Genomic DNA, 20,838 nt, shown 5'->3' with positions numbered 1-20,838 from the left:
TCTTGAAGATTATATTTTTAATACTTTCTTTAGCCTTGTTTCTAAATGCTCAGATGCTCCAAGTTGGAGACAGCATAATTCCAATAAAACTGAAATCTCAACATGATAAAGAGTACACCTTAGTAAAGGATGGAATCTGGATCATAACTTGGGATAAAGCTACAACAAGAGTTGCTAACCAGTATTTTGATGAGCATAAGATACCAAATAATCTAAACCTCATAGTAGACACTTCTCAAATTCCATCCGGAATCTTTTCTCTTTTTGTAAAACCAAGAATGGAGAGTTACAAACACCCTATTCTACTAAGCTTTGATGAGAAGTATAATCTCACTCTGCCTTTTAAAGAAGATATGCTTACTCTTCTTTATATAAAAGATTCAAAAGTTAAAAGAATAATCTACATCAAAGATATAGATGAGTTAGAAAAAACCTTTAAGTAGTTTTCCTACTTCTTTTTCTATTGCCTTTCCAGCCTCTTTTTTAATTAGATCTTCCACATCTAAACTAACTTTAGGAGAGGATGTCTTTCCTTTTAGTATAACTGAGACCGGATTGTTGTTTGCAACTACATCTATCCTAGAATCAATCATTTTTGTTTTTGTATTTAACTTTGTATTTTTAGTCTTGATAGATGAAGTGTTAGATACAAGATCCATAGATGCTACTATTTTCTCTTTATTTATATCAGCGTTAACATCACCTTTAAATGTCTCCACATACATATCAACTTTTGCATACTGCTTTATAAGAGAGAACATCTGGTTTTTAGTAAACTTACCATCTATTAGATGACCTTTGAATTTACCCTTTTTAGATGCAAGGTTGTAGTCAAGCTTAGCATCTAGCGACGCTTTGAAAATCTCAGGGTATATCAACATATGAAGTGTGTCTAGTGTTTGAACACCTAGTATATCTGCATGGAAATCATCATTGTGGAGTTTAGCATCTATCTTACCGCCTGCTACATTAGATAGTATTGTTAAATCAAGATCATTGCCTTTATTTAACTCCCCATGAACAGTAATACCACCTTTCATATGCTGCTCGGTAGCAAAGTACAACTTATCAAGGTTTGGAACTGTTGCTCTATAGTCACTATTGATTACATTACTTTTTAAATTCACTCTAGCTCTTTTTATATCAAAGTTTGCAAGTGTAGAGTCCAAGTTTACTTTAGAGTCGACAATATCTCCATTTAAAGTTGTTGTTGTAGTCATTTGAAATGCAGTTTGTGGCATTGGTGTTTTAAACTTGTATACTTTTGTCATATACTTTACGTCAAATAGACCTTTTTTCACACTTGATACTACCTTGCCATTTAACTTACCACTTCTGGCATCTGGGATATCTACATCTAAAGAAAAGATTCCATCTGCATAATGAGGCTGCTTAAGCATATATAAGACTCTATCTAGTTTTAGGTTTTTCATACTTGCTTTTATACTGGCTGGAGCAAACTCTTTGAGTACAGCTTCAAAGCTTGTATTTGATGCTGCCACATCACTTCTACCATCTACTACAAGTTTAGCCTTAGTACCTTTAACTGTACCATTAAGTCTAAAAGAGCCTCTTACATCTGCTCCCGTAACCGGCTTTAGCAGTGCTAACTCTTTTATATCAAGAGCATACTTTATATCTGTTTTTAATGGGGTCGGTATTACTTTACCAGAAGAAGTGATTTTAAAGAGATTTGACATTAGCTTATAAGTATAATCAACATCATCACCTTTTAACTTGGCATCTAGATTCATTGCAAAGTCTGTACTTGGTATAGTGATGTTAAAATCTTTCTTCATAACTTTTGTATTTATCTTCCCATCTTCTGTACGAAGTACAATATCTCCATCTAAGGCATGTGCTTTAATATTTTTGAAATCAACATCTAAGTTTACATCTGCACTTGCGTAAGGTTTTTGAGCACCTATTTCTAAAAGTTCTACCAGCTTTAGATTTTTAACTTTAGCTATTATAGAAGTTGGATTAAACTCTGTTAGTTCTACATGGTAAGTCGTATCACTAGATGCTATATCACTAATACCGTCTACAGTTATAAAAGCCATATCGCCTTTTACTTTACCGTTTGTATGAAATACTTTATGAAGTTCTACTCCACTGAGTGATTTGAGTGAATTTAAATCATCAAACTTCACTTTATAGTTAATGTCAAATGATTGTGAGAAAAGAGAATACTCTCCTTTTATAGTTATTACATTATCGCAATTTATCTCTAATGCTATATCGAGTTCACTCATACTCAAAGAAAAAACGCTAAGCTTACTGTCTAATAAAGTCTGCTCTTTTATCTTTTCTTCTATAACAGGCTGTAATATTGAATTTCCAAAAGGTGTAAATGCAATAACATATATACCTATTATGACCGTTGCAAGTAATCCACCAAACCATGCTAAATATTTCATATAAACTCCCAGATGCTAGAATTTTCGTATAATCTAAATACATATAATAATACTCAATTTAACTTTAAACTCCCATTTTTACAACTTGATACTACAAGACTAAACTTATCTTACAAATAAAACTAAAGTATTACTTGACATTGTTACACTCAATATGTATAATAGTGCTATCTTTTTAAAATTAAGGAGTGATTTAACAGCTATGTCAAAACAAACAGATGAAGAATTACAAACTGAACCTCTAGAAAACGAAGAGGAAAATTCAGAACTAAACAATGATGAAGCTGAAGCTGAAGCTGAAGCGGTAGAGAACGAGTTTGATCTTCTTCAAGAAGAGTTATTAGCTCTAAAAGACAAGTATGCAAGAGTTCATGCTGATTTTGATAATATCAAAAAAAGATTAGAAAGAGAAAAATATACTGCGGTTGAATACTCAAACGAGAAATTTGCCAAAGATATGATTCCAGTAATGGATGCTCTTCAAATGGCATTGGCTTCTACAGAAAATACAGTAGATGCTCAAGAACATTTTGAAAAATTAAAAGAGGGAATTGAGTTAACAATTAAGCAATTCACTACTTCTTTAGAAAAACACGGTGTAACAATGGTCTCTCACGATGAGCCGTTTGATCCAAATATTCACAATGCTGTACAAAGCGTTGACAGTGAAGATGTTGAGTCTGGACAGATTGTTCAAACTTTTCAAACTGGATATAAGTATAAAAACAGACCACTGCGTGAAGCAATGGTTATAGTAGCGAATTAATTCGCAAATAATATATTTTAAATTAAAGACAAAGGAAATAATATGTCAAAAGTAATAGGTATAGATTTAGGAACAACAAATTCATGTGTAGCAGTTTACGAGGGTGGTGAAGCAAAAATTATCCCAAATGCAGAGGGTAAAAATACAACTCCATCAGTAGTTGCTTTCACAGATAAAGGTGATGTACTAGTTGGTGATCCGGCTAAACGTCAAGCTATTACAAACCCAGAGAAAACAATCTCTTCAATCAAGAGAATTATGGGTCTTATGATGAATGAGGAAAATGCTAAAGAAGCACACGATAAAGTAACTTACAACATCGTTGATAAAGACGGTTCAGCTGCTGTTGATGTTGCAGGTAAGATTTATACTCCTCAAGAAATTTCAGCTAAGATTCTTACAAAACTAAAAGAAGATGCTGAAGCTTATTTAGGTTCAAAAGTAACTGACGCTGTTATTACAGTTCCAGCATATTTCAATGATGCACAAAGAAAAGCAACTAAAGATGCTGGTACAATCGCCGGTCTTAACGTTCTTCGTATTATCAATGAGCCAACTGCTTCTGCACTTGCTTATGGTTTAGAGAGCAAAGCCGAAGAGAATGTACTTGTTTATGACCTTGGTGGTGGAACATTTGATGTTACTGTTTTGGAAATCTCTGACGGTACTTTTGAAGTTCTTTCAACTGATGGTAATGCATTTTTAGGTGGTGATGACTTTGATAATAAAATCGTTGATTTCTTAAATGCAGAGTTCAAAAACTCTCACGGTATTGAGCTTAAAAATGACAAAATGGCTCTTCAACGTCTAAAAGATGCTGCTGAAAATGCTAAAAAAGAGCTTTCAAGTTCAACTGAGACTGAAATCAACTTACCGTTTATCACTATGACAGAAGCTGGACCACAACACTTAGTTGTAAAATTAACTCGTGCTAAATTTGAAGGTATGATTACTGATTTAATAGCTGAGACTATTGACCATATTAAAGTAGCTATGAAAGAAGCTGATTTAGACAACAATGAGATCAAAGAGATTATTATGGTTGGTGGTTCTACTCGTGTACCAGCTGCACAAGAAGCAGTTTCTAAATTCTTCGGTGGTAAAGCTTTAAATAAAGGTGTTAACCCTGACGAAGTTGTTGCTGCAGGTGCTGCTATTCAAGGTGGTGTTTTAAGAGGAGATGTTAAAGATGTTCTTCTTCTAGACGTTACTCCATTATCACTAGGTATTGAGACTTTAGGTGGTGTTGCTACTAAGATTATTGAAAAAGGTACAACAATCCCAGTTAAAAAATCTCAAGTATTCTCAACTGCAGAAGACAACCAACCGGCTGTTAGCATCTCAGTTGTACAAGGTGAGAGAGAGTTCGCTAAGGATAACAAATCTTTAGGTCTGTTTGAACTAGGTGATATTCCAGCAGCACCTCGTGGTGTACCTCAAATCGAAGTTACATTTGACATCGATGCAAATGGTATCTTAACTGTTAGTTCAACTGACAAAGGTACTGGTAAGTCTCAGTCAATCACAATCTCTGGTTCATCTGGATTAAGTGAAGAAGAGATCAATAAAATGGTTCAAGATGCAGAAGCTCATAAAGCTGAAGATGAGACAAGAAAAGCAATGGTTGATTTAAGAAACCAAGCTGATGCACTTATCGCTCAAACTGAAAAATCAGTTACAGAGATGGGAGATAAACTAGAAGCAGAAGAAAAAGCTAAAATCGAAGCTGCAATAACTGACCTTAAAGAGATTCTAAAAGATGAGTCTGCTACTAAAGAGCAAATCGAAGAGAAAGTAAAAGTACTTACTGAAGCTTCTCACAAAATGGCTGAGCAGATGTACAAACAAGAACAAGATCCAGCTGCTGCCCAAGCTGATCAGAAGAAAAAGAAAGATGACGAAGATGTTATCGACGCTGAGATAGAGTAAACTCTATCTCATTGCAAGCTATCATTTTGATAGCTTGTATATACTATTTAAAATCTTCTTTAGCTTTTGCTAATGCTCCACTAAAATCCACTATTTCTCCACCATATTTTGCTTGAAACTTTTTAGCCATAGCTTCATCTAAAAAAGCATACTTACTTACTCTAGTCATTGTACCTCTTTTTTCACTTCCTACAACGTAGTGAGCACTCCCTACAGGGATAAGCTTAAGTGATTCAACATCTACTACTTTTGGATTTTTTAGAGTTACACCTTCACCAAGATGGTCTTCTAAACAGTGAATAGAACAGTATTGGTAATGCTTTCCTTCATGTTCTGCCGCATGACTTGTTTTGTAAAACATAACTAAGTTCATTCCACATCTTACACATGAACCTTTATCTTTTCCACTCTGAACCAGTATAGCTTCCTGTGGACTTACTGATTGGTACATACTAGATTTAACGTGTGGTTCTCTGTCAGGTCCACAACCAACCAGTAGTAAAGTTGCTATTATTGCTATATATGTTTTCATCATTTCTTTTCCCTTAATTCTTTATTATGTGGTAATATTACCACTTAACTATTACATAAGTGTTAAGAGTGACAAAATCATGACAAAAAGTTCATTAATGAAAGACAAAATCAAAAAATACCTCAAAGAGATAGTTACATTTTTTATATTCATAACAATCTTAGCTAATATAATCAGCATCTATAAAAGTAGAGATTTAAATAAAGAATCACTTCAAAATATAAACATTACTCTAATAGATGCTAAGAGATATACATATCCAAAAGATACACCTGTTCTTATACATTTTTGGGCTACTTGGTGTCCAACATGTAAACTTGAAGCTTCAAATATTCAAACTATTTCGGAGAACTTTGAAGTACTAACTATAGCTGTAAGTTCCGGTGACGACAATGATCTTAAAAAGTATATGTATGAAAATGGGCTTAACTACAAAGTTTACAACGATGCTAATGGTTTTTTTGCAAAAGAGTTTAAAATAGCAGCATATCCAACTACTTTTATTTATGACAAGAATAAAGAGTTAGTCTTTAGTGAAGTAGGATTTACAAGTACTTGGGGATTATGGCTTAGAATGTGGTGGGCAGGTTTATAATCAAAGGGTTTAAACCCTTTGATTTAAAAGCTTATATTTTTAGCTTTTAATCTCAACAGCATAAGCTTTATCCGAAAGTGGAACCCACGGACGTTTGATGTGTTGAGGACGACGAAGTTTATCGTCAGAATTTAACTCACGAGTTAAATCATCTCTCCATCCTTGATAAATTTTGAAATTGTTATCATAATTTACATAGATGTCACCTATCTTATCACCAGCCTGAGCAGGCTCTAAGATAACTTTCTGGTGCCAACAATGCATACCAGAAATTGGATCCGGATGAGCTGCAGCTACAGCATTTTGCCATGAACCACTTAGACCATCCCACCAGATGTTACCGCTATCACGGTTGTATTCAGCAAATCTATCAGCATGAAAAGGTTTAATACCCTCAACATACTTCATTTTACCTTCTTTACCATCCATCTGAAGTTCAGCAGTTGGAACACCATAGCTATTCATACCGCTTGTACCGTCATAATCTTCGATTTTAATTTGTGCACCCTCTTTACCTGCATTTTCAGGTGAATGAGCCATAAATTTAGGATCGTTCATATTTCTAGCAACCGGCTGAGAATCAACTTTACCATCACTAACACCATTTGGTATAGTAACAGAGTTTACAAGTTTCCATCTACCACCATGGTGAGAACATGCTAATGTACCTGGAAGCACACCCTCAGTAGGTACAGCCATAGCTACAAAGTAACCAGACTCTAAACCAGTAACACTATCAGTAATTCTTACACGAATAGCATCACCACGTTTGAAACCTTGACGCTTAGCATCTGGAGTTGAAATCCAGATAGGGTCATGATTTTGTGAGATTTCCATAAGGTGCTTAGAGTTTGCAGAACGCGTATGAATATTATACGGCAGACGGAAAACTGTGTTAAGCGCATATGAGTTTTTCTCAGTCATATAAGAGTGATCAACATGAGATACGATATGAAGCATTTCTTTCTTCTCTTTTGGAGTTCTAGGGTAGAAAGGAATAGCATATTCTGGCCATTTCCAATCATCAGCTAACCACTCACAGAAGAAGTCAAGTTTCTTATCTAAAGTAGCGAAACCTTCCATCATTTTACCATCAATCTCAATAGCAACTGGTTTTTTACCATCTTTGTACTTAGTACTTCCATGATGATCTTTTGCATAGATAACACCAGTTTTTCTATCAATAGTAAGATCTCTTTTATCATACTTGTGACCGTGTGAAGTAAGTGTCTGACCATCATACTTAACTGGTTTTTCTTGCGCAGAATAGATTTTATTTTCTTCCATCCATGCACCATGATCTCTCATATACTCATATACTGGGAATTCAGCATTTTTGTATCTAGAGTCTGCAGTTGCAGTAGCTTTAAGATTTGGTAAGTTGTCACCAAATGCAGCATCATACCACTCAGCAATAGTTACTGGAGTACCAGGAGTCTTTTTAGATTCCCACATAGATCTGATTGATTTAGTTTTAGCATCATCAATGAAGATTTTACCGTCTGGATCAATATAGTTAACACACATGTCAAACCAGAACTCATTCTCTTCCCAAACTTCACCAAGACCAGCTTTAATGTGAGCTTCAAGTGTAGCACGAGCCGGATTTTTAGGCTTCCAACCAGATTTTTCAAGAGCAACTCTCATAACAGGCTGACGGAAAGAAGTCCATCTTGCAGGCATTGTAGCTTCTGAATGTTGATCGTGTCTCTCACCAGCTAAACCAACAGGTAAAATATAATCAACATACCAGTTAGTCTCAGACCATACAGGAGATAGATTAAACGTAAGTTCCATTTTCTTTTCATCTTTAATCGTCTCAATCCATCTGAAGCCATCCGGATTAATCCAAACTGGGTTGTACATACGAGGAATCCAAACAGAAAGTTTCTGAGGAACATTAAGACCTTTGTCTATCCATTTTTGTTGCCATTTAGTATCTGCAAGTAGGTGAGGCAATAGGAATGACATCTCATAAGTCGATAATGGCCACTCTGGTGGGAAACTAAGTTCATTATATACATCAACTTTAGGAATGTTTGAACCACGCTTACCTTGACCAACAGTTGAACTACCACCTTTACCAGCTACAGAAATAACATGAAAGTGGTGGAAGAATGTACCACCCTCAGGACCGATAGCACCACGAAGAGCAATTGGTAAGAAACCTGTACGACCACTCATCCAACCACCACGGTTACCGGCAGCAGTTGCTCTCCAGAAGTATGAAGAAACTGAAGTACCAGCCCAGATGAACATATCATATAGCTTTTCAAGTCTATCTGCAGGAACATGTGTCTCTTTAGCTACATGATCTAAAGTATATGGTGTATAAAGCTCTTGTAAAGTGTCTAAGAATGTATCAAAGTCAACTTTTGTAGGTGCTTTAGAGATATACCCTTTTTCTACCATAAAGTCTAAGTACTTTCTATTACTTAAGAATACTTCCCAGTTCATCCATTTCTTTACGAAATCTCTATCAACTTTACCTTCATTCAGAATTCTCTGAGTTAAGTAAAGATAAATTAGAGGTTCAGTACCAGGCCATGCAGCTATCCATAAATCAGCCATACCAGCCGAATTAGACATACGAGGATCCATAACTACAAGTTTAGCACCCTTCGCTCTAGCATCTGCTATAAACGAAGCTGATTGTTGGAAATAGTGACCAGCATCTGCAGCGTGAGATGAGTTAAGGAAGATTAACTTCGCATTAGCCCAATCCGGAGAACTTCTATCATCATTTGCCCATTGGATAGTCGGAGTACGACCACCTGAAGAACAGATGTTTGTGTGTGAGTTAAATGCGTCACAACCAAGTGTGTGCCATACTTTACCAGTAAATCCATTCTCATTTGGACGACCAACATGGAACATTACTGTTTTCTTAGATAACTCATCACCTTTAGCTAATGTATCTCCCATCTTTTTACCGATAGCAGTCATAGCCTCATCCCAAGTTGTACGAATCCATTTACCTTCACCACGAGCAGAACCTGGAGCTCTTTTTAGTGGGAATGCAATACGATCCGGATCATACATCTGTGATTGTGTAGCATAACCTTTTGCACAGTTACGACCACGAGAAGCCGGGTGTAATGGATTACCCATATACTTTTTAACTGTAAAAGTTTTTTTATCGATCCACGCAGTCAGACCACAAGAAGCCTCACAGTTTGAACATGCAGTTGGAACGATCATATAATCATTAACTTCGATACCTTTTGGATTAGCTTCACTTCTAACACCGTGACGATCAATACCGCCTCTTTTCCAGTCATCTCCATCTAACTCTTTAAAGTCAGCCCACTCCTCCATCGGAGGGTAGAATGATAATGAGTCTGGAGTGTTTGTAAATTTGCTCTCAGCAACAGATTCTGCCATAGCATCTGTTGTAAATACACCTTTAGCAATTGCAGCACCGGCAACCGTGAATGCAGCACCTTTTAAAAATGTTCTTCTACTTTGTAAATACATTTATTTTTCTCCCTAACTCATTGGTAATAATTGTGGTATGTTTAGCCAAACATGTTTAACTAAAAATAGACCCACTAGTGCTAAAATTGCAGCAAGTTTTAAAATGCTTTCACTTTTGCTTGAACGACTTAATACAATTAACAGCATTGGTAATAAATAAGTCATCCATTGACCTAACCAGAACATAACTGTATATGGTCCGTCACCTTTGATATACTCTAAAGTAAATGCAATTTCTTCAGCTTTCATTGGTCCAAATATATACTCTGACATATAGATAATAAATGACATTAATGCACTAAGCCCTAAAACCACACCTAACGTCTTTTTGGCTTCATAAGATAGTTTAGAACCACCTAGAAGAATCATTGCAGCTGAACCAGCGAGAAGTGCAGCTAAAATCATTTGAGCTGATTCTGCCGGCATTTGCCATAATTCACGAGCTGTACACTGAGACATAAGAGCTGCAGTATAAAGTGTTACTGGAATTGCTAATATAGTTGTCCATAAAAGTATCTTGTCATAATTAGTATTACACTCATCTTTAGTTCTTGCTCTCCATGCTACTAACACTAAAAGAGTCAGTAAACCTAAGAAAGCTGATGCCATAAATGTACCCCATGCAATTGCAGATGAAAAACTAGGGTGAACAAGGATATGCCAAAATCTAAACGGCTGGTGTAAGTCTGCTAATGTAAACAATAGGAATATATTAATAAATATAAACGCAACTATTGAAGTTTGCAGTCTTAATTTATTACCAGATTCTGGATGCATTCTAAGAAGTAAGAAAAGCATAAAAATTACACCAGTACCAATGCTTTTTGCCCACATATTTACTGTAACCAGCCAAGGCCAAACTATACCTGGAATAGCTACATCTAAAGTTACTACAGCGTTTGTTGCTGCTAAAATTTCATGTGCTGCCATTAGTGGTGTCCTCCTACTGGAAGTGTTGTAATATTGTTAAATAATGAGTGACCGTCTACTCTATGAGATGCAAGAGGGTTAAGGTTAACGTTACCTGCATTTGTATAGAAATGGTGAGGGTTTGTACCCTTCTCTGGCTTACGCACTTGAACATTCCCTTGATTTACTTGAATATATTTGGAAATATTTGAAGTTGGATCATCTAAATCACCAAAAATATTCGCTTGAACCGGACAAGCAACAACACAAGCTGGCATCATTGAAGACGCTACACGGTGTGCACAGTAAGTACACTTATCTGCTGTTTGTGTTTGTGGGTCAATATAAATTGCTCCATATGGACAAGCCATAACACAACCAGCACAACCAATACAGCGTTCTTTATCGATATTAACAATTCCATTATCTAAATAATGTAATGCGCTAACCGGACAGATTCTCTCACATGGAGCATTCTGACAGTGATTACATCTAAGAGGTGTAAATGTTCTTTTTGTATCTGGGAAAGTCCCCACATCCACATACTTAACACGGAGTCTCCATGTACTAAGTGGAACTTCATTCTCCACTTTACATGCGATCTCACATCCTTTACATCCCATACACAAATGTAAATCAACTAGGAAACCTAATTGCATATATTCTCCTTCAGCCTTTTATTAACGGCAAATTTAAGATTTATAACTTTATCTAATACATTTAAAAAGAAGCCATTATAGTGGTAAACTAGGCTCTTTTACTAACAAAAATAGTATCTAACTAATCTTAAATTAGTTATAAACACGTGATAATTTTTTGATAACTTTTTATAGTTGTGTAGTTTTGTTAATAAGTAAAGTCTATTCATCAATTAAAGATTTTGTTAGAATTATTTGAGTACAATTTATATCGACATAACTATATATAATGGATAATAATGACGAAAAAGCACAATATACTTATAGTCGATGACAATGCAAAGAATATACAGCTGGCTGCGAATGTTCTAAAGTCAACAGACTTATATAATATATTTTTTTCAACAAGTGGCGAAAAAGCCATAGAACAACTTAAACTACGAAGATACTCTCTTATATTATTAGATATAAATATGCCCGGATTAAATGGCTATGAAACTGCTTCTATAATTAAAAAAGATGCGAATACAACAAATATACCAATAATCTTTCTTAGCGCTAATGCAAACAAAGACAGCATTAGAAAAGGTTTTGAGCATGGCGCTGAAGACTACATAACAAAGCCTTTTGATGAACTTGAACTTATTCATCGTGTTAAAACACATGTTGACCTCTTCAATGCACAAGAGCAACTGCTTCAAGAGGTTAACGAGACAAGGACTCTGCTTGAGCAGTATAAGATTGCCGTTGATGCAGCTGCTTCAGTCTCTAAAGCAGACTTAGATGGAAATATAACATATGTCAATGATAAATTTTGTGCACTGACTAAGTACCCAAGAGAAGAGCTTATTGGTAAAAATCACAGAATTTTTAGAAGTCCTGATATCAGTAATGAGATTTATAAAGATATGTGGGAGACTATTACCAATAAAAAAACATGGAATGGTCTAGTTAAAAATATTGCTAAAGATGGAAGTAACTACTATTTTGAGTCTACTATTATTCCAATAGTAAACTATAACAATGAAATTGTTGAGTACATAAGTATAAGAACCGACATTACAAAAGAGATGGAACTTCAAAATGACATTATTGCCACTCAAGAAGAGGTTCTGCATACACTCGGAGAACTTGGTGAGTGGAGATCAAAAGAGACTGGTGACCACGTAAACAGGGTATCTTTGATATCTGAACTTTTAGCAAGAGCCTATGGGTGCACAGACGAGAATATAGTACTTTTAAAAATGGCATCTCCCATGCATGATATAGGAAAAGTTGTTATACCGGATGCCATTCTCTTAAAACCAGCGAAGCTGACAGATGAAGAGTTTGAGATTATGAAAAACCATACTACTTTTGGATGGGAAATTTTCAATAAATCAAAACACCAACTACTACAAGCTGCAGCTCTTATTTCATACGAGCATCATGAAAAATGGGATGGAACGGGCTATCCTAGAGGTCTTAGCGGAGAGGAGATTCATGTGTTTGGCAGAATCACAGCCATCGCAGACGTATTTGATGCTCTTACTAACGATAGAGTATATAAAAAGGCTTGGAGCGTTGAAGACACTACTAAATATATCATATCTCAAAAAGGTATAGCCTTTGAACCCAAACTGGTTGACTTACTAATAAAAAATTTAGATAAAGTACTAAAAATAAAACAAAAATATAACAAATAATGCAAAAAAAAACATCTGCTGCAATTATGATTCTACTTGTCATAGTTGTATCTGTCCTTATAATGATAATACCTACTTTCCTTACAAAAGGTATATCAAGAACCTCTATTCATAAAGAGTTTGAACTTCCACTTGTTTTAAACGATGACAAAGATATAAAACTTCTATTTTTTGGCTACTCAGGATGCGCAGACATTTGTACACCAAGGATGCAAGATATTAGTACTCTTTACAAATCACTAAGTTATGAAACCGCTAAAAGAGTAGGTATAGAGTTTTTAGATATATCTACTCCTGATGATAAAACTCTTCCAAATAGATTTGCTCACTTTTTCAATGAAGACTTCAAAGGAATATATCTAGATAAAAATATTTTAAGAGAATATACAAAAGTCTTTAGTGTATATTTTTCAAAATCTCTTATGGATAAAACAGAGTATGATCATACAGCAAACTTATACCTTACAAAGAGAAGCAAAAACAAAAAAGAGATAAGATATATATACAATTCTTATCCTTATGATTTCAATCAAATAAAGTTAGATATAGAGGAGTTACTCCATGAATAGTTTATTGAAGGTCTTTTTTTTAGACACCACTTTTTCTTCTGATATGAACAAAGAGTATGCACGTGCTGATGGGTTTATGCTAAAACTAGTATTTGTACACTGGATTATTGTATCTACAATTACTGCATATCTGTTTGATGCTTACTTTCTTGGGTTTATCGGTGGAGGAATTCTTTTTGGAATTACTTACTTTTCATACAAATCATTTGCAGGAACTCAAACATATAGATATGTACTAGCTTTAGTTCTTCTTACTTTCTCTATTATAATGATACAACAGAGTCTAGGTAGAATTGAGATGCACTTTCATATCTTTGGAGCTCTCTCATTTTTAGTAATATACAGAGACCATAAGATCATTACACTGGCATCTGTATTTACGATACTCCACCACCTGATATTTAACTATCTACAGCAATACAATATTACAGTCTTTGATACACCGATTGTAGTTTTCAACTATGGCTGTGGGTTTGACATTGTTTTACTTCATGGAGCATTTGTTATATTTGAGTGGTTTGTCGTAGCAAATATTGTTTTTTATATGGATAAAACACATCAAGAACTTCACAGGACAAAAGAAGCATTAGAGTCAGTGAATAAAAACCTTGAGAGTATGGTTGAGATTAGAACTCTGGAGTTAAAACAGGCAAAAGAAGAAGCGGACTCTGCAAATAATATGAAGTCAGAGTTTCTAGCTAATATGTCCCATGAGATTAGAACACCGATGAATGCAATCATCGGTTTTACAGACCTTCTTGAAAAAAGTGTAAAAGACACTACAAATCAAAACTATGTAAAATCAGTACAAGACAGTTCTAGAATACTGCTTGCTATTATTAATGATATATTAGATCTTTCAAAAGTTGAAGCAGGAAGACTGGAAATACAAAATATAGCTACAGATATAAGGGCTATTGGAGATGAGATTAAAAATGTGTTTTATCACAAGGCAAAATCCAAAGCACTGGAGCTAAACGTAAAAGTAGATGATGGTGTCCCAACAAATTTAATGCTTGATGAAGTGAGAGTAAGACAAATACTACTTAATTTAATAAGTAATGCTATTAAATTTACACATGAGGGCTATGTTAATCTTAATATATTTGCTTCAACAAATAAAGACAACAATCAAGTCAATCTAGTTTTTGAAGTCCAGGATAGTGGAATTGGTATGGACGCAACTGAGCAAGAAAAAATGTTTGAAGCATTTGCACAACACACAAATCAGAGTAATAAAGAGTATGGTGGCACAGGTCTTGGATTGGCAATAACAAAACAATTAGTGAATTTAATGGGCGGAGATATAGTTGTTAAGAGCACAAAGGATAGTGGTTCTACTTTTAGAATCACCCTGTTCAATATTGACATTGCTACAACTAACCCAGCTGCCAAGTTAAGACTAAATCAAAAAGTTATATTTGAGAAAGCTACAGTACTTGTTGCAGATGATATTAAACTAAATAGAAAACTTATCATCGAATATTTAAAAGACACTCCACTTACAATCATAGAGGCGGTTAATGGTCAAGAGGCAATAGACCTGGTAAAAGAGCGTCATATAGACCTAATACTCATGGATATAAAGATGCCAAAGAAAAATGGGGTTGAAGCTACAAATGAGATTAAAAAGTTTAAAAACATTCCAATCATAGCAATTACTGCATCTGTAATCTTCAATAAACATAATAAAGAGCATGATATATTTGATAACTTTTTGCATAAACCATTGAAAAAAGATAGTCTACTGATTGCTATGTCAGATTACTTAAAATCTGAAATTCAGGTCATACAAAATGATATCATAACAACTTATACACATACAACTGATATCTCTCTAGATAACTATCCAGCTTTAAAAGAGCTCCTGTTAGAAGCAAAGATAGCTGGAGATATAGAGCTAATACAAAAATTTGCAGATCAACTATACGTATTTGCTAAAAAAGACAATCTGGAGAGTTTTATAAATATTTCAAATAAACTATCTGCTGCTGTGGAGAGTTTTGATATTGGAGAGTGTGAAGTTTTGCTAAATATGTTTAAGAATTAAAATTATTTTCTAAATGTATCAATGTTACATCATCACTAAATTCATAATTATTTAGTGCACTAGATGTGTAATCAATTAATGATGGATCATCAATAAGTCGACTTGGTAAAAAATGTTCTTCATCTTTTTTTGCATGTTCTACAAGTCCATCACTATAGAGCATTACGGATTTCCATCCTGATATATCTATCTTTGTAACTTCCGGAATATCAGAAAAATCCATAAATGGCAAGTTGTTCGCTTTTATTCTAAAGATATCTTTTTTATTTTTTAATTTAAAAGGGTACATTCCACCAGAAGCATATGATAGTTTATTTCCTTTTGGATTTATCATGACCATAGTATAAGAAAGTTGTTCCAGTTCTCCTAAAAATGTTCTAATTGTAGGAAATAGTTTTTTACATATTTTTTTTAGACCGCCCTTACCTTTGATTAGTTCTTTTATAGTTGCAGATGCAGCAAAAACCGTTAAAGCAGGAGAAACACCATGTCCTTGACCATCTAATATATATATAAATATTGAACCGTCATCACGTTGAAATAGTGAGTAAAAATCACCACAAAGTATATCTGAGGGATGATATATCACCTTACAATTTTTTTTGTCCAACTCGTTAACAATACCTGCTTCAAGCTTTTCTCTTGCAATATTTTGTTGTGAAACATCATACTCTCGCAACATCTCATTTTTAAAATTCAACTCTTTGAGCTCTGTAATATCATGACGTATAGATATATATTCCAGAATATTACCATCACAATTTATAATAGGATAGATTGAAGCTTCAACTGTATACTTTGAACCATCTTTTTTTATATTTTCTACTATACCTCTCCAAACTTTTTTAGCTTGAATGGTATCCCATAGTTCTTTAAAGACTTCGCTTGGAGTATCTGGATTTCTTAAGATAGAGTGAGGCTGACCTAGAAGTTCCTCAGCAGAGTAGCCGGTGATTTCTAGGAATTTGTTATTTATATAAGTTATTGTTCCCAACAAGTCTGATTTAGAAACCATACTTGTCTCATCAACAATATATCTATACTGTTCTAATATATTCGATTCACAATCTCTCATTAGTTAATCTTCTTATTTATATAAGTATAATTTTATTATTAAAGATTATAACTAATAAAAATTCCAAAGTCAAATTATATTATTTATTCTTATTCTGTTCTAACTCTTAATCGTCTGCTTCATCCTCTGCTGCTTCTGCCAAGCAGTCCATACCGTCTGAGTGGTCTTTTACATGTGCACCATAAGTATATGTTAGATCTCCACCCATTTTACCTTGGTATAAAGTACCACCTGCAATAATAGCAACTAAGACTATTGCAAAAATTTCTGCTTTAAAAACTTGCTTATAACATCCGTAAAACTTAATAACTGCTGCTATACCCATTGCTATTGCTAAGTAGAGTCCTAATTGCTTATGTTGCAATAACAGTTGTTTACCCTCTCCAGATAGTAGTATATAAACTTCTCCACCATCATGTTTTCCTGTAAAGAAGGCAGCTATGATAAAGATGGCTGCAAAAACCATAAAACGGGAAGAAACTTTTGACATAAGTTCACTTGGCTTATATAGATAAGCTAGACCTAATACTAGAGAGATAATTGGAAGTGCTACTGCGAAATGAGCGGCTGCTGGATGTAACATGTGATACCCTTACTTTAAATTTATAAGGGTATTGTACAGTTTATTTTATAGTTTTTTCTTATGAAATAGAATTACTTAGTGAGTCTTACTCGTACAGATTGTTCATGAGCTGTTAGACCTTCAGTATTTGCGATAAGAGCACATTCCTCGCCTATCTCATTAATAGCTTTATGAGAAAAAGAGATGATAGAAGTCTTTTTCATAAAGTTTTCAACTCCAAGAGGAGAATAAAACTTTGCTGTTCCACCAGTAGGTAGAGTATGGTTTGGACCAGCTACATAATCACCGATTGCTTCAGGAGTATTATGACCTAAAAATACTGCCCCTGCATGTTTTATAAATGGTAAAAGTTCAAAAGAGTTATCAGTCGCTACTTCTAAGTGTTCAGGAGCTATATCATTCATAAGCTTTATTGCCTCATCCATATCACGAGTTACAATAATTGCACCACGCTCTTCTATAGACTTTCTAGCTATCTCTTCACGTGGAAGTTTTTTAAGCCAGATTTCTATCTCAACTTTTACTTCATCAGCAAGTTTTTGTGATGGAGTAATCAGGATAGAACTTGCCATTTCGTCGTGCTCAGCCTGAGATAACATATCAACTGCTAAGTGATTAGCATTAGCACTATCATCAGCAAGGATTCCAATCTCACTAGGTCCTGCTATCATATCAATATTTACATCACCAAAAACCATTTTTTTAGCAGTTGCAACAAAAATATTTCCAGGTCCTGTAATAACATCAACTTTAGGAATATTCTCAGTTCCATAAGCCATAGCAGCGATTGCACTCGCACCTCCGACTTTGTAAACTTCACTTACACCACAAAGATGACAAGCAGCGAGAAGAAGTTCATTTGGCTCATTATCAGGTGTCGGTGTACATACAACTATCTTTTGGACCCCTGCAACCTGTGCCGGAATAACATTCATAAGAAGTGAAGATGGATAAGCTGCTTTACCGCCTGGGATATAAAGACCTGCACTATCTACTGCAGTTACTTTTTGACCTAAAATAGTTCCATTATCTTCTGTGTCAAACCAAGATTTAGGTTTTTGCTTTTCATGGTAAACTTTGATTCTGTCATATGCCAGATGTAAAGCATTTTTTAGTTTTGCATCTAAGTTATCGTAAGCCTTACTCATAGATTCTGTTGATATTTTTAGATCTTCATCACTAACTGGAGTCCAGTTGTCAAACTTAGATATATGCTGTTTTAGAGCACTGTTTTTGTCTTCTCTTATTTCATTTATAATATTTCCAACAATAGCACTCACATGTGCTATATCCATTTTTCCTCTTTCTAATAGTTCATTAAAACTATCAGCGAAATCTGGACTGTTTGTATCTGTAAAAATCATTCTTATTTTCCTGTCTTCTTGAAGTTGTCAAACTCCGTTTTAACTATTGCTAATGCGTTTAAAAAGTTTTCTGCATCTACTGCACCCATTATAGGTTGAAACATAGGCTCTCCGCTTGGAAGTAAAAACCAAATAGCCGGTGTACCGGGCTGCCAAAGTTCTTTTGGCATATAGTCATTCTCATCACTATATGATATGATAGAAACATAATCTCTGTTTAGAGCCTCCACAACTCTTTTATCTTTTAAAGTACCATTGTCTAAAATCACACAAAACTTACAGGTATGTCTTGATGAGATAAAAAGAACAGGCTTAACAAATCTAGTTGCTTCTTTTATACCAGCATGATAATCTTTAGCCCATTTAATCTCAGATGCCATTATTGTAGTAGCAAAGAGAAGTGTTAAGTATATTAATATTTTACGCATATTTTTTCACCTTTTTAAGAAGTTCATTTGAGCACTCTAGTGCACTTTTTTTTGTAACATCGATAACTATATCAGCCAGTGCCAAATACTCTGGACGACGCTCATCATAAAGTTGTTGTGCTTTTTTCAAATCAGCTAACAGTGGTCTTTTTTTTAATTTTTTCGATGCATTTGGATGATTTTTTATTCGCTTTATTATCTTATCAAATGGAGAGTCCAAAAGAACTATTGTACCTATTTTTTTGAGGTTTTTTTGCTTATAAAAACCTCCCCCTGTTGAAATAAGAGTATTTTTAACACTTGACTCAAGCCATAAAGCTACATCTAGCTCTAACTTTCTAAAGTAGTCCTCACCATCTTCTTCAAAAATATTTTTAATTCTTCTATTTTCCATACTCTCAATCAAGTCGTCAGTATCTATAGCAATATAATCAGAATGTTTAATGACTTCACGAGCTACACTGCCCTTTCCAACTCCCATAAATCCTATTAATATGATATTTTTCATTTCAATCCTAGTTTATTGTAAAAGCACTCATGTCAAAATCTGGTTTAGTTTTTCTAACTTTTTTATATATCAAAACAGGTGCTATAACATTATATTGTAAAATTACCATACTTACTATAAAACTAAGTGCAGAAATTTTTAGTAATATTGGAATATAAAATGCAAATACAAAACCAATTAGAGAAGCAATAAAAAGAGCAAACTGTATTCTTGCTAGGTTTTTATTTATCATCTCATTCATCGTTGGTATAGTCATATAACCCATAGCATTAAGATGGAACCAAACAAGAAATGGAATTATTTTATAAAGCATCCCAATCATGATAGATAGTATAAACCCACCGCCAAGCAGAATCCCAACCATTACTACATACTCATTTTTAAAGTATTCATCAAAGATCCAAAGAAAAGCACCAAGCGTTAAAGATATACTTGCAACTCTCCAATACCACACAGTAACATCACTGATAGGACGACGACGAGCACTCAGTTTTCTCCATACAGTAGTAGCAAACGCCCAGAAAAAAAGTGCAATCCATGACTTTCCAATAATCGAATATGACTCTGCGAATATACTTGTAAACAACCATATAATCAAACCTATACTAAGAAGTAAAACTACTCTTTGTTTACAAAATTGCTTAAATCTAGGTGCAACGTAAAACATAGGTAAAACTTGAAAGGTAACACCTATAATCAAAATTCCCCCAAAACCAAAGACACCCCATACACTATGAACATTTGCAATAATATTTCTATATATTGCATAATCACTATTCACATAAGTAAAAAGTAAAAAGAGTCCCATTATAACTGTAAAAGCTGCAAAGACAAGGCTTACGCTCATCGCTTTTACGGTAGGGTTAAAGTTTTTCACCTTTGTAATTGCCATTGCTATAACTACTATCATCATTGTAAAACCAAGACATAGTAAAATTAAAGCAGCTGTGTCAAAGAATACAGATTCAGACATAATACCAAGTAACATTGACAGAGTACCTAGTACTAAAAATATATGAGAAGTTTTAGAGACTAAATTTACTCTTGGAATCTGGACCCCAGCTAATACTGGCAACATTTGAGTCAATGAACCAAGCATGATAAAACCCAAAAAACCTATTGTTAAAGCATGTGTTATTACAATAGAGTCGGTCGAATATCTACTCATCAAGACAGAGGCATCACTAAAAAGGATTAAAAAGCCCGCCAGTATTGCAAATAGTGGTGCGGTTAGATAAAACCTAAGCGGCGCAAATATTGGAGGAGCTTGATCTATTGATAAACCATTAAGCTCCATAGTTAACTCCGAT

Annotated in this window: 18 protein-coding genes; 7 read left to right on the top strand and 11 right to left on the bottom strand. The window is 34.4% G+C overall.

Going from position 1 to position 20,838, the window contains the following annotated elements; genetic code table 11:
* The first annotated feature begins 2 nt into the window (after window positions 1-2).
* Complete coding sequence (locus ABZC13_RS00280; protein ID WP_372998247.1) at window positions 3-443, top strand: hypothetical protein; 441 nt, start codon at window positions 3-5, stop codon at window positions 441-443.
* Here the strand turns inward: ABZC13_RS00280 and ABZC13_RS00275 are convergent.
* Complete coding sequence (locus ABZC13_RS00275; protein ID WP_372998244.1) at window positions 423-2,420, bottom strand: hypothetical protein; 1,998 nt, start codon at window positions 2,418-2,420, stop codon at window positions 423-425. The two genes, ABZC13_RS00280 and ABZC13_RS00275, sit on opposite strands and share 21 nt — an antisense overlap.
* 202 nt (window positions 2,421-2,622) lie before the next feature.
* On the opposite strand from ABZC13_RS00275, the gene grpE reads away from it, so the two are divergent.
* Both grpE and dnaK read left to right on the top strand, forming a co-directional pair.
* The gene (gene grpE, locus ABZC13_RS00270; protein ID WP_372998241.1) at window positions 2,623-3,186 is read left to right on the top strand and encodes a nucleotide exchange factor GrpE; all 564 of its coding nucleotides are present in this window, start codon (window positions 2,623-2,625) and stop codon (window positions 3,184-3,186) included.
* A gap of 42 nt (window positions 3,187-3,228) precedes the next feature.
* Entirely contained in the window at window positions 3,229-5,115 is a 1,887-nt protein-coding gene (dnaK, locus tag ABZC13_RS00265; RefSeq protein WP_372998238.1) for a molecular chaperone DnaK, read from the top strand.
* A 43-nt stretch (window positions 5,116-5,158) separates the two neighbouring features.
* Here dnaK and ABZC13_RS00260 read toward each other — a convergent pair whose 3' ends face one another.
* Window positions 5,159-5,650, bottom strand: coding sequence for a nitrous oxide reductase accessory protein NosL (locus ABZC13_RS00260; RefSeq protein WP_372998235.1), 492 nt, complete (start codon window positions 5,648-5,650; stop codon window positions 5,159-5,161).
* 94 nt (window positions 5,651-5,744) lie between these two features.
* Between ABZC13_RS00260 and ABZC13_RS00255 the strand changes: the two genes are divergently transcribed.
* Window positions 5,745-6,242 (top strand): redoxin domain-containing protein, encoded by a 498-nt coding sequence (locus ABZC13_RS00255; protein ID WP_372998232.1) that lies wholly within the window; start codon window positions 5,745-5,747, stop codon window positions 6,240-6,242.
* Between the two features lie 39 nt (window positions 6,243-6,281).
* Here ABZC13_RS00255 and ABZC13_RS00250 read toward each other — a convergent pair whose 3' ends face one another.
* Genes ABZC13_RS00250 through ABZC13_RS00240 form a run of 3 tightly spaced genes read right to left on the bottom strand, consistent with a single transcriptional unit; the run spans window position 6,282 to window position 11,287 of the window.
* Window positions 6,282-9,719 carry a molybdopterin-dependent oxidoreductase gene (locus tag ABZC13_RS00250; protein WP_372998229.1) on the bottom strand — a complete coding sequence of 1,146 codons (3,438 nt, stop codon included), beginning with the start codon at window positions 9,717-9,719 and terminating at the stop codon, window positions 6,282-6,284.
* A 12-nt stretch (window positions 9,720-9,731) separates the two neighbouring features.
* A complete protein-coding gene (gene nrfD / locus ABZC13_RS00245; protein WP_008338788.1) occupies window positions 9,732-10,649 on the bottom strand; it encodes an NrfD/PsrC family molybdoenzyme membrane anchor subunit in 918 nt (305 codons plus the stop codon).
* Window positions 10,649-11,287, bottom strand: a complete 639-nt coding sequence (locus ABZC13_RS00240) for a 4Fe-4S dicluster domain-containing protein (RefSeq protein ID WP_372998226.1) — start codon at window positions 11,285-11,287, stop codon at window positions 10,649-10,651. Before ABZC13_RS00240 ends, nrfD begins: the two co-directional genes overlap by 1 nt.
* A 278-nt stretch (window positions 11,288-11,565) precedes the next feature.
* Between ABZC13_RS00240 and ABZC13_RS00235 the strand changes: the two genes are divergently transcribed.
* Genes ABZC13_RS00235 through ABZC13_RS00225 form a run of 3 tightly spaced genes read left to right on the top strand, consistent with a single transcriptional unit; the run spans window position 11,566 to window position 15,570 of the window.
* The gene (locus tag ABZC13_RS00235; RefSeq protein ID WP_372998223.1) at window positions 11,566-12,951 is read left to right on the top strand and encodes an HD domain-containing phosphohydrolase; all 1,386 of its coding nucleotides are present in this window, start codon (window positions 11,566-11,568) and stop codon (window positions 12,949-12,951) included.
* A complete protein-coding gene (locus ABZC13_RS00230; protein ID WP_372998219.1) occupies window positions 12,951-13,520 on the top strand; it encodes an SCO family protein in 570 nt (189 codons plus the stop codon). The genes ABZC13_RS00235 and ABZC13_RS00230 overlap by 1 nt, the downstream gene beginning before the upstream one ends.
* Entirely contained in the window at window positions 13,513-15,570 is a 2,058-nt protein-coding gene (locus ABZC13_RS00225; protein WP_372998216.1) for an ATP-binding protein, read from the top strand. The genes ABZC13_RS00230 and ABZC13_RS00225 overlap by 8 nt, the downstream gene beginning before the upstream one ends.
* Here the strand turns inward: ABZC13_RS00225 and ABZC13_RS00220 are convergent.
* From ABZC13_RS00220 to ABZC13_RS00195, 6 genes are all read right to left on the bottom strand, one after another.
* Complete coding sequence (locus tag ABZC13_RS00220; RefSeq protein ID WP_372998213.1) at window positions 15,560-16,645, bottom strand: PAS domain S-box protein; 1,086 nt, start codon at window positions 16,643-16,645, stop codon at window positions 15,560-15,562. The two genes, ABZC13_RS00225 and ABZC13_RS00220, sit on opposite strands and share 11 nt — an antisense overlap.
* Before the next feature lie 106 nt (window positions 16,646-16,751).
* Entirely contained in the window at window positions 16,752-17,228 is a 477-nt protein-coding gene (locus ABZC13_RS00215) for a DUF2231 domain-containing protein (protein WP_372998210.1), read from the bottom strand.
* 71 nt (window positions 17,229-17,299) lie between these two features.
* Window positions 17,300-18,592: a histidinol dehydrogenase gene (gene hisD, locus ABZC13_RS00210; RefSeq protein ID WP_372998207.1), complete on the bottom strand. Its 1,293-nt coding sequence runs from the start codon at window positions 18,590-18,592 to the stop codon at window positions 17,300-17,302.
* Window positions 18,593-18,594: 2 nt separating this feature from the next.
* A complete protein-coding gene (locus tag ABZC13_RS00205) occupies window positions 18,595-19,020 on the bottom strand; it encodes a thioredoxin (RefSeq protein ID WP_372998205.1) in 426 nt (141 codons plus the stop codon).
* Window positions 19,013-19,528 (bottom strand): shikimate kinase, encoded by a 516-nt coding sequence (locus tag ABZC13_RS00200; protein WP_372998202.1) that lies wholly within the window; start codon window positions 19,526-19,528, stop codon window positions 19,013-19,015. The genes ABZC13_RS00205 and ABZC13_RS00200 overlap by 8 nt, the downstream gene beginning before the upstream one ends.
* A 7-nt stretch (window positions 19,529-19,535) precedes the next feature.
* Complete coding sequence (locus ABZC13_RS00195; protein ID WP_372998199.1) at window positions 19,536-20,825, bottom strand: hypothetical protein; 1,290 nt, start codon at window positions 20,823-20,825, stop codon at window positions 19,536-19,538.
* Between the last annotated feature and the right edge of the window lie 13 nt (window positions 20,826-20,838).

The sequence above is a fragment of the Sulfurimonas sp. genome (assembly GCF_041563035.1).
Taxonomy (GTDB): Bacteria; Campylobacterota; Campylobacteria; order Campylobacterales; family Sulfurimonadaceae; genus Sulfurimonas.
The sequence above is the reverse complement of the archived record's forward strand: the minus strand, read 5'-3'. Positions and strand labels throughout refer to the sequence as shown.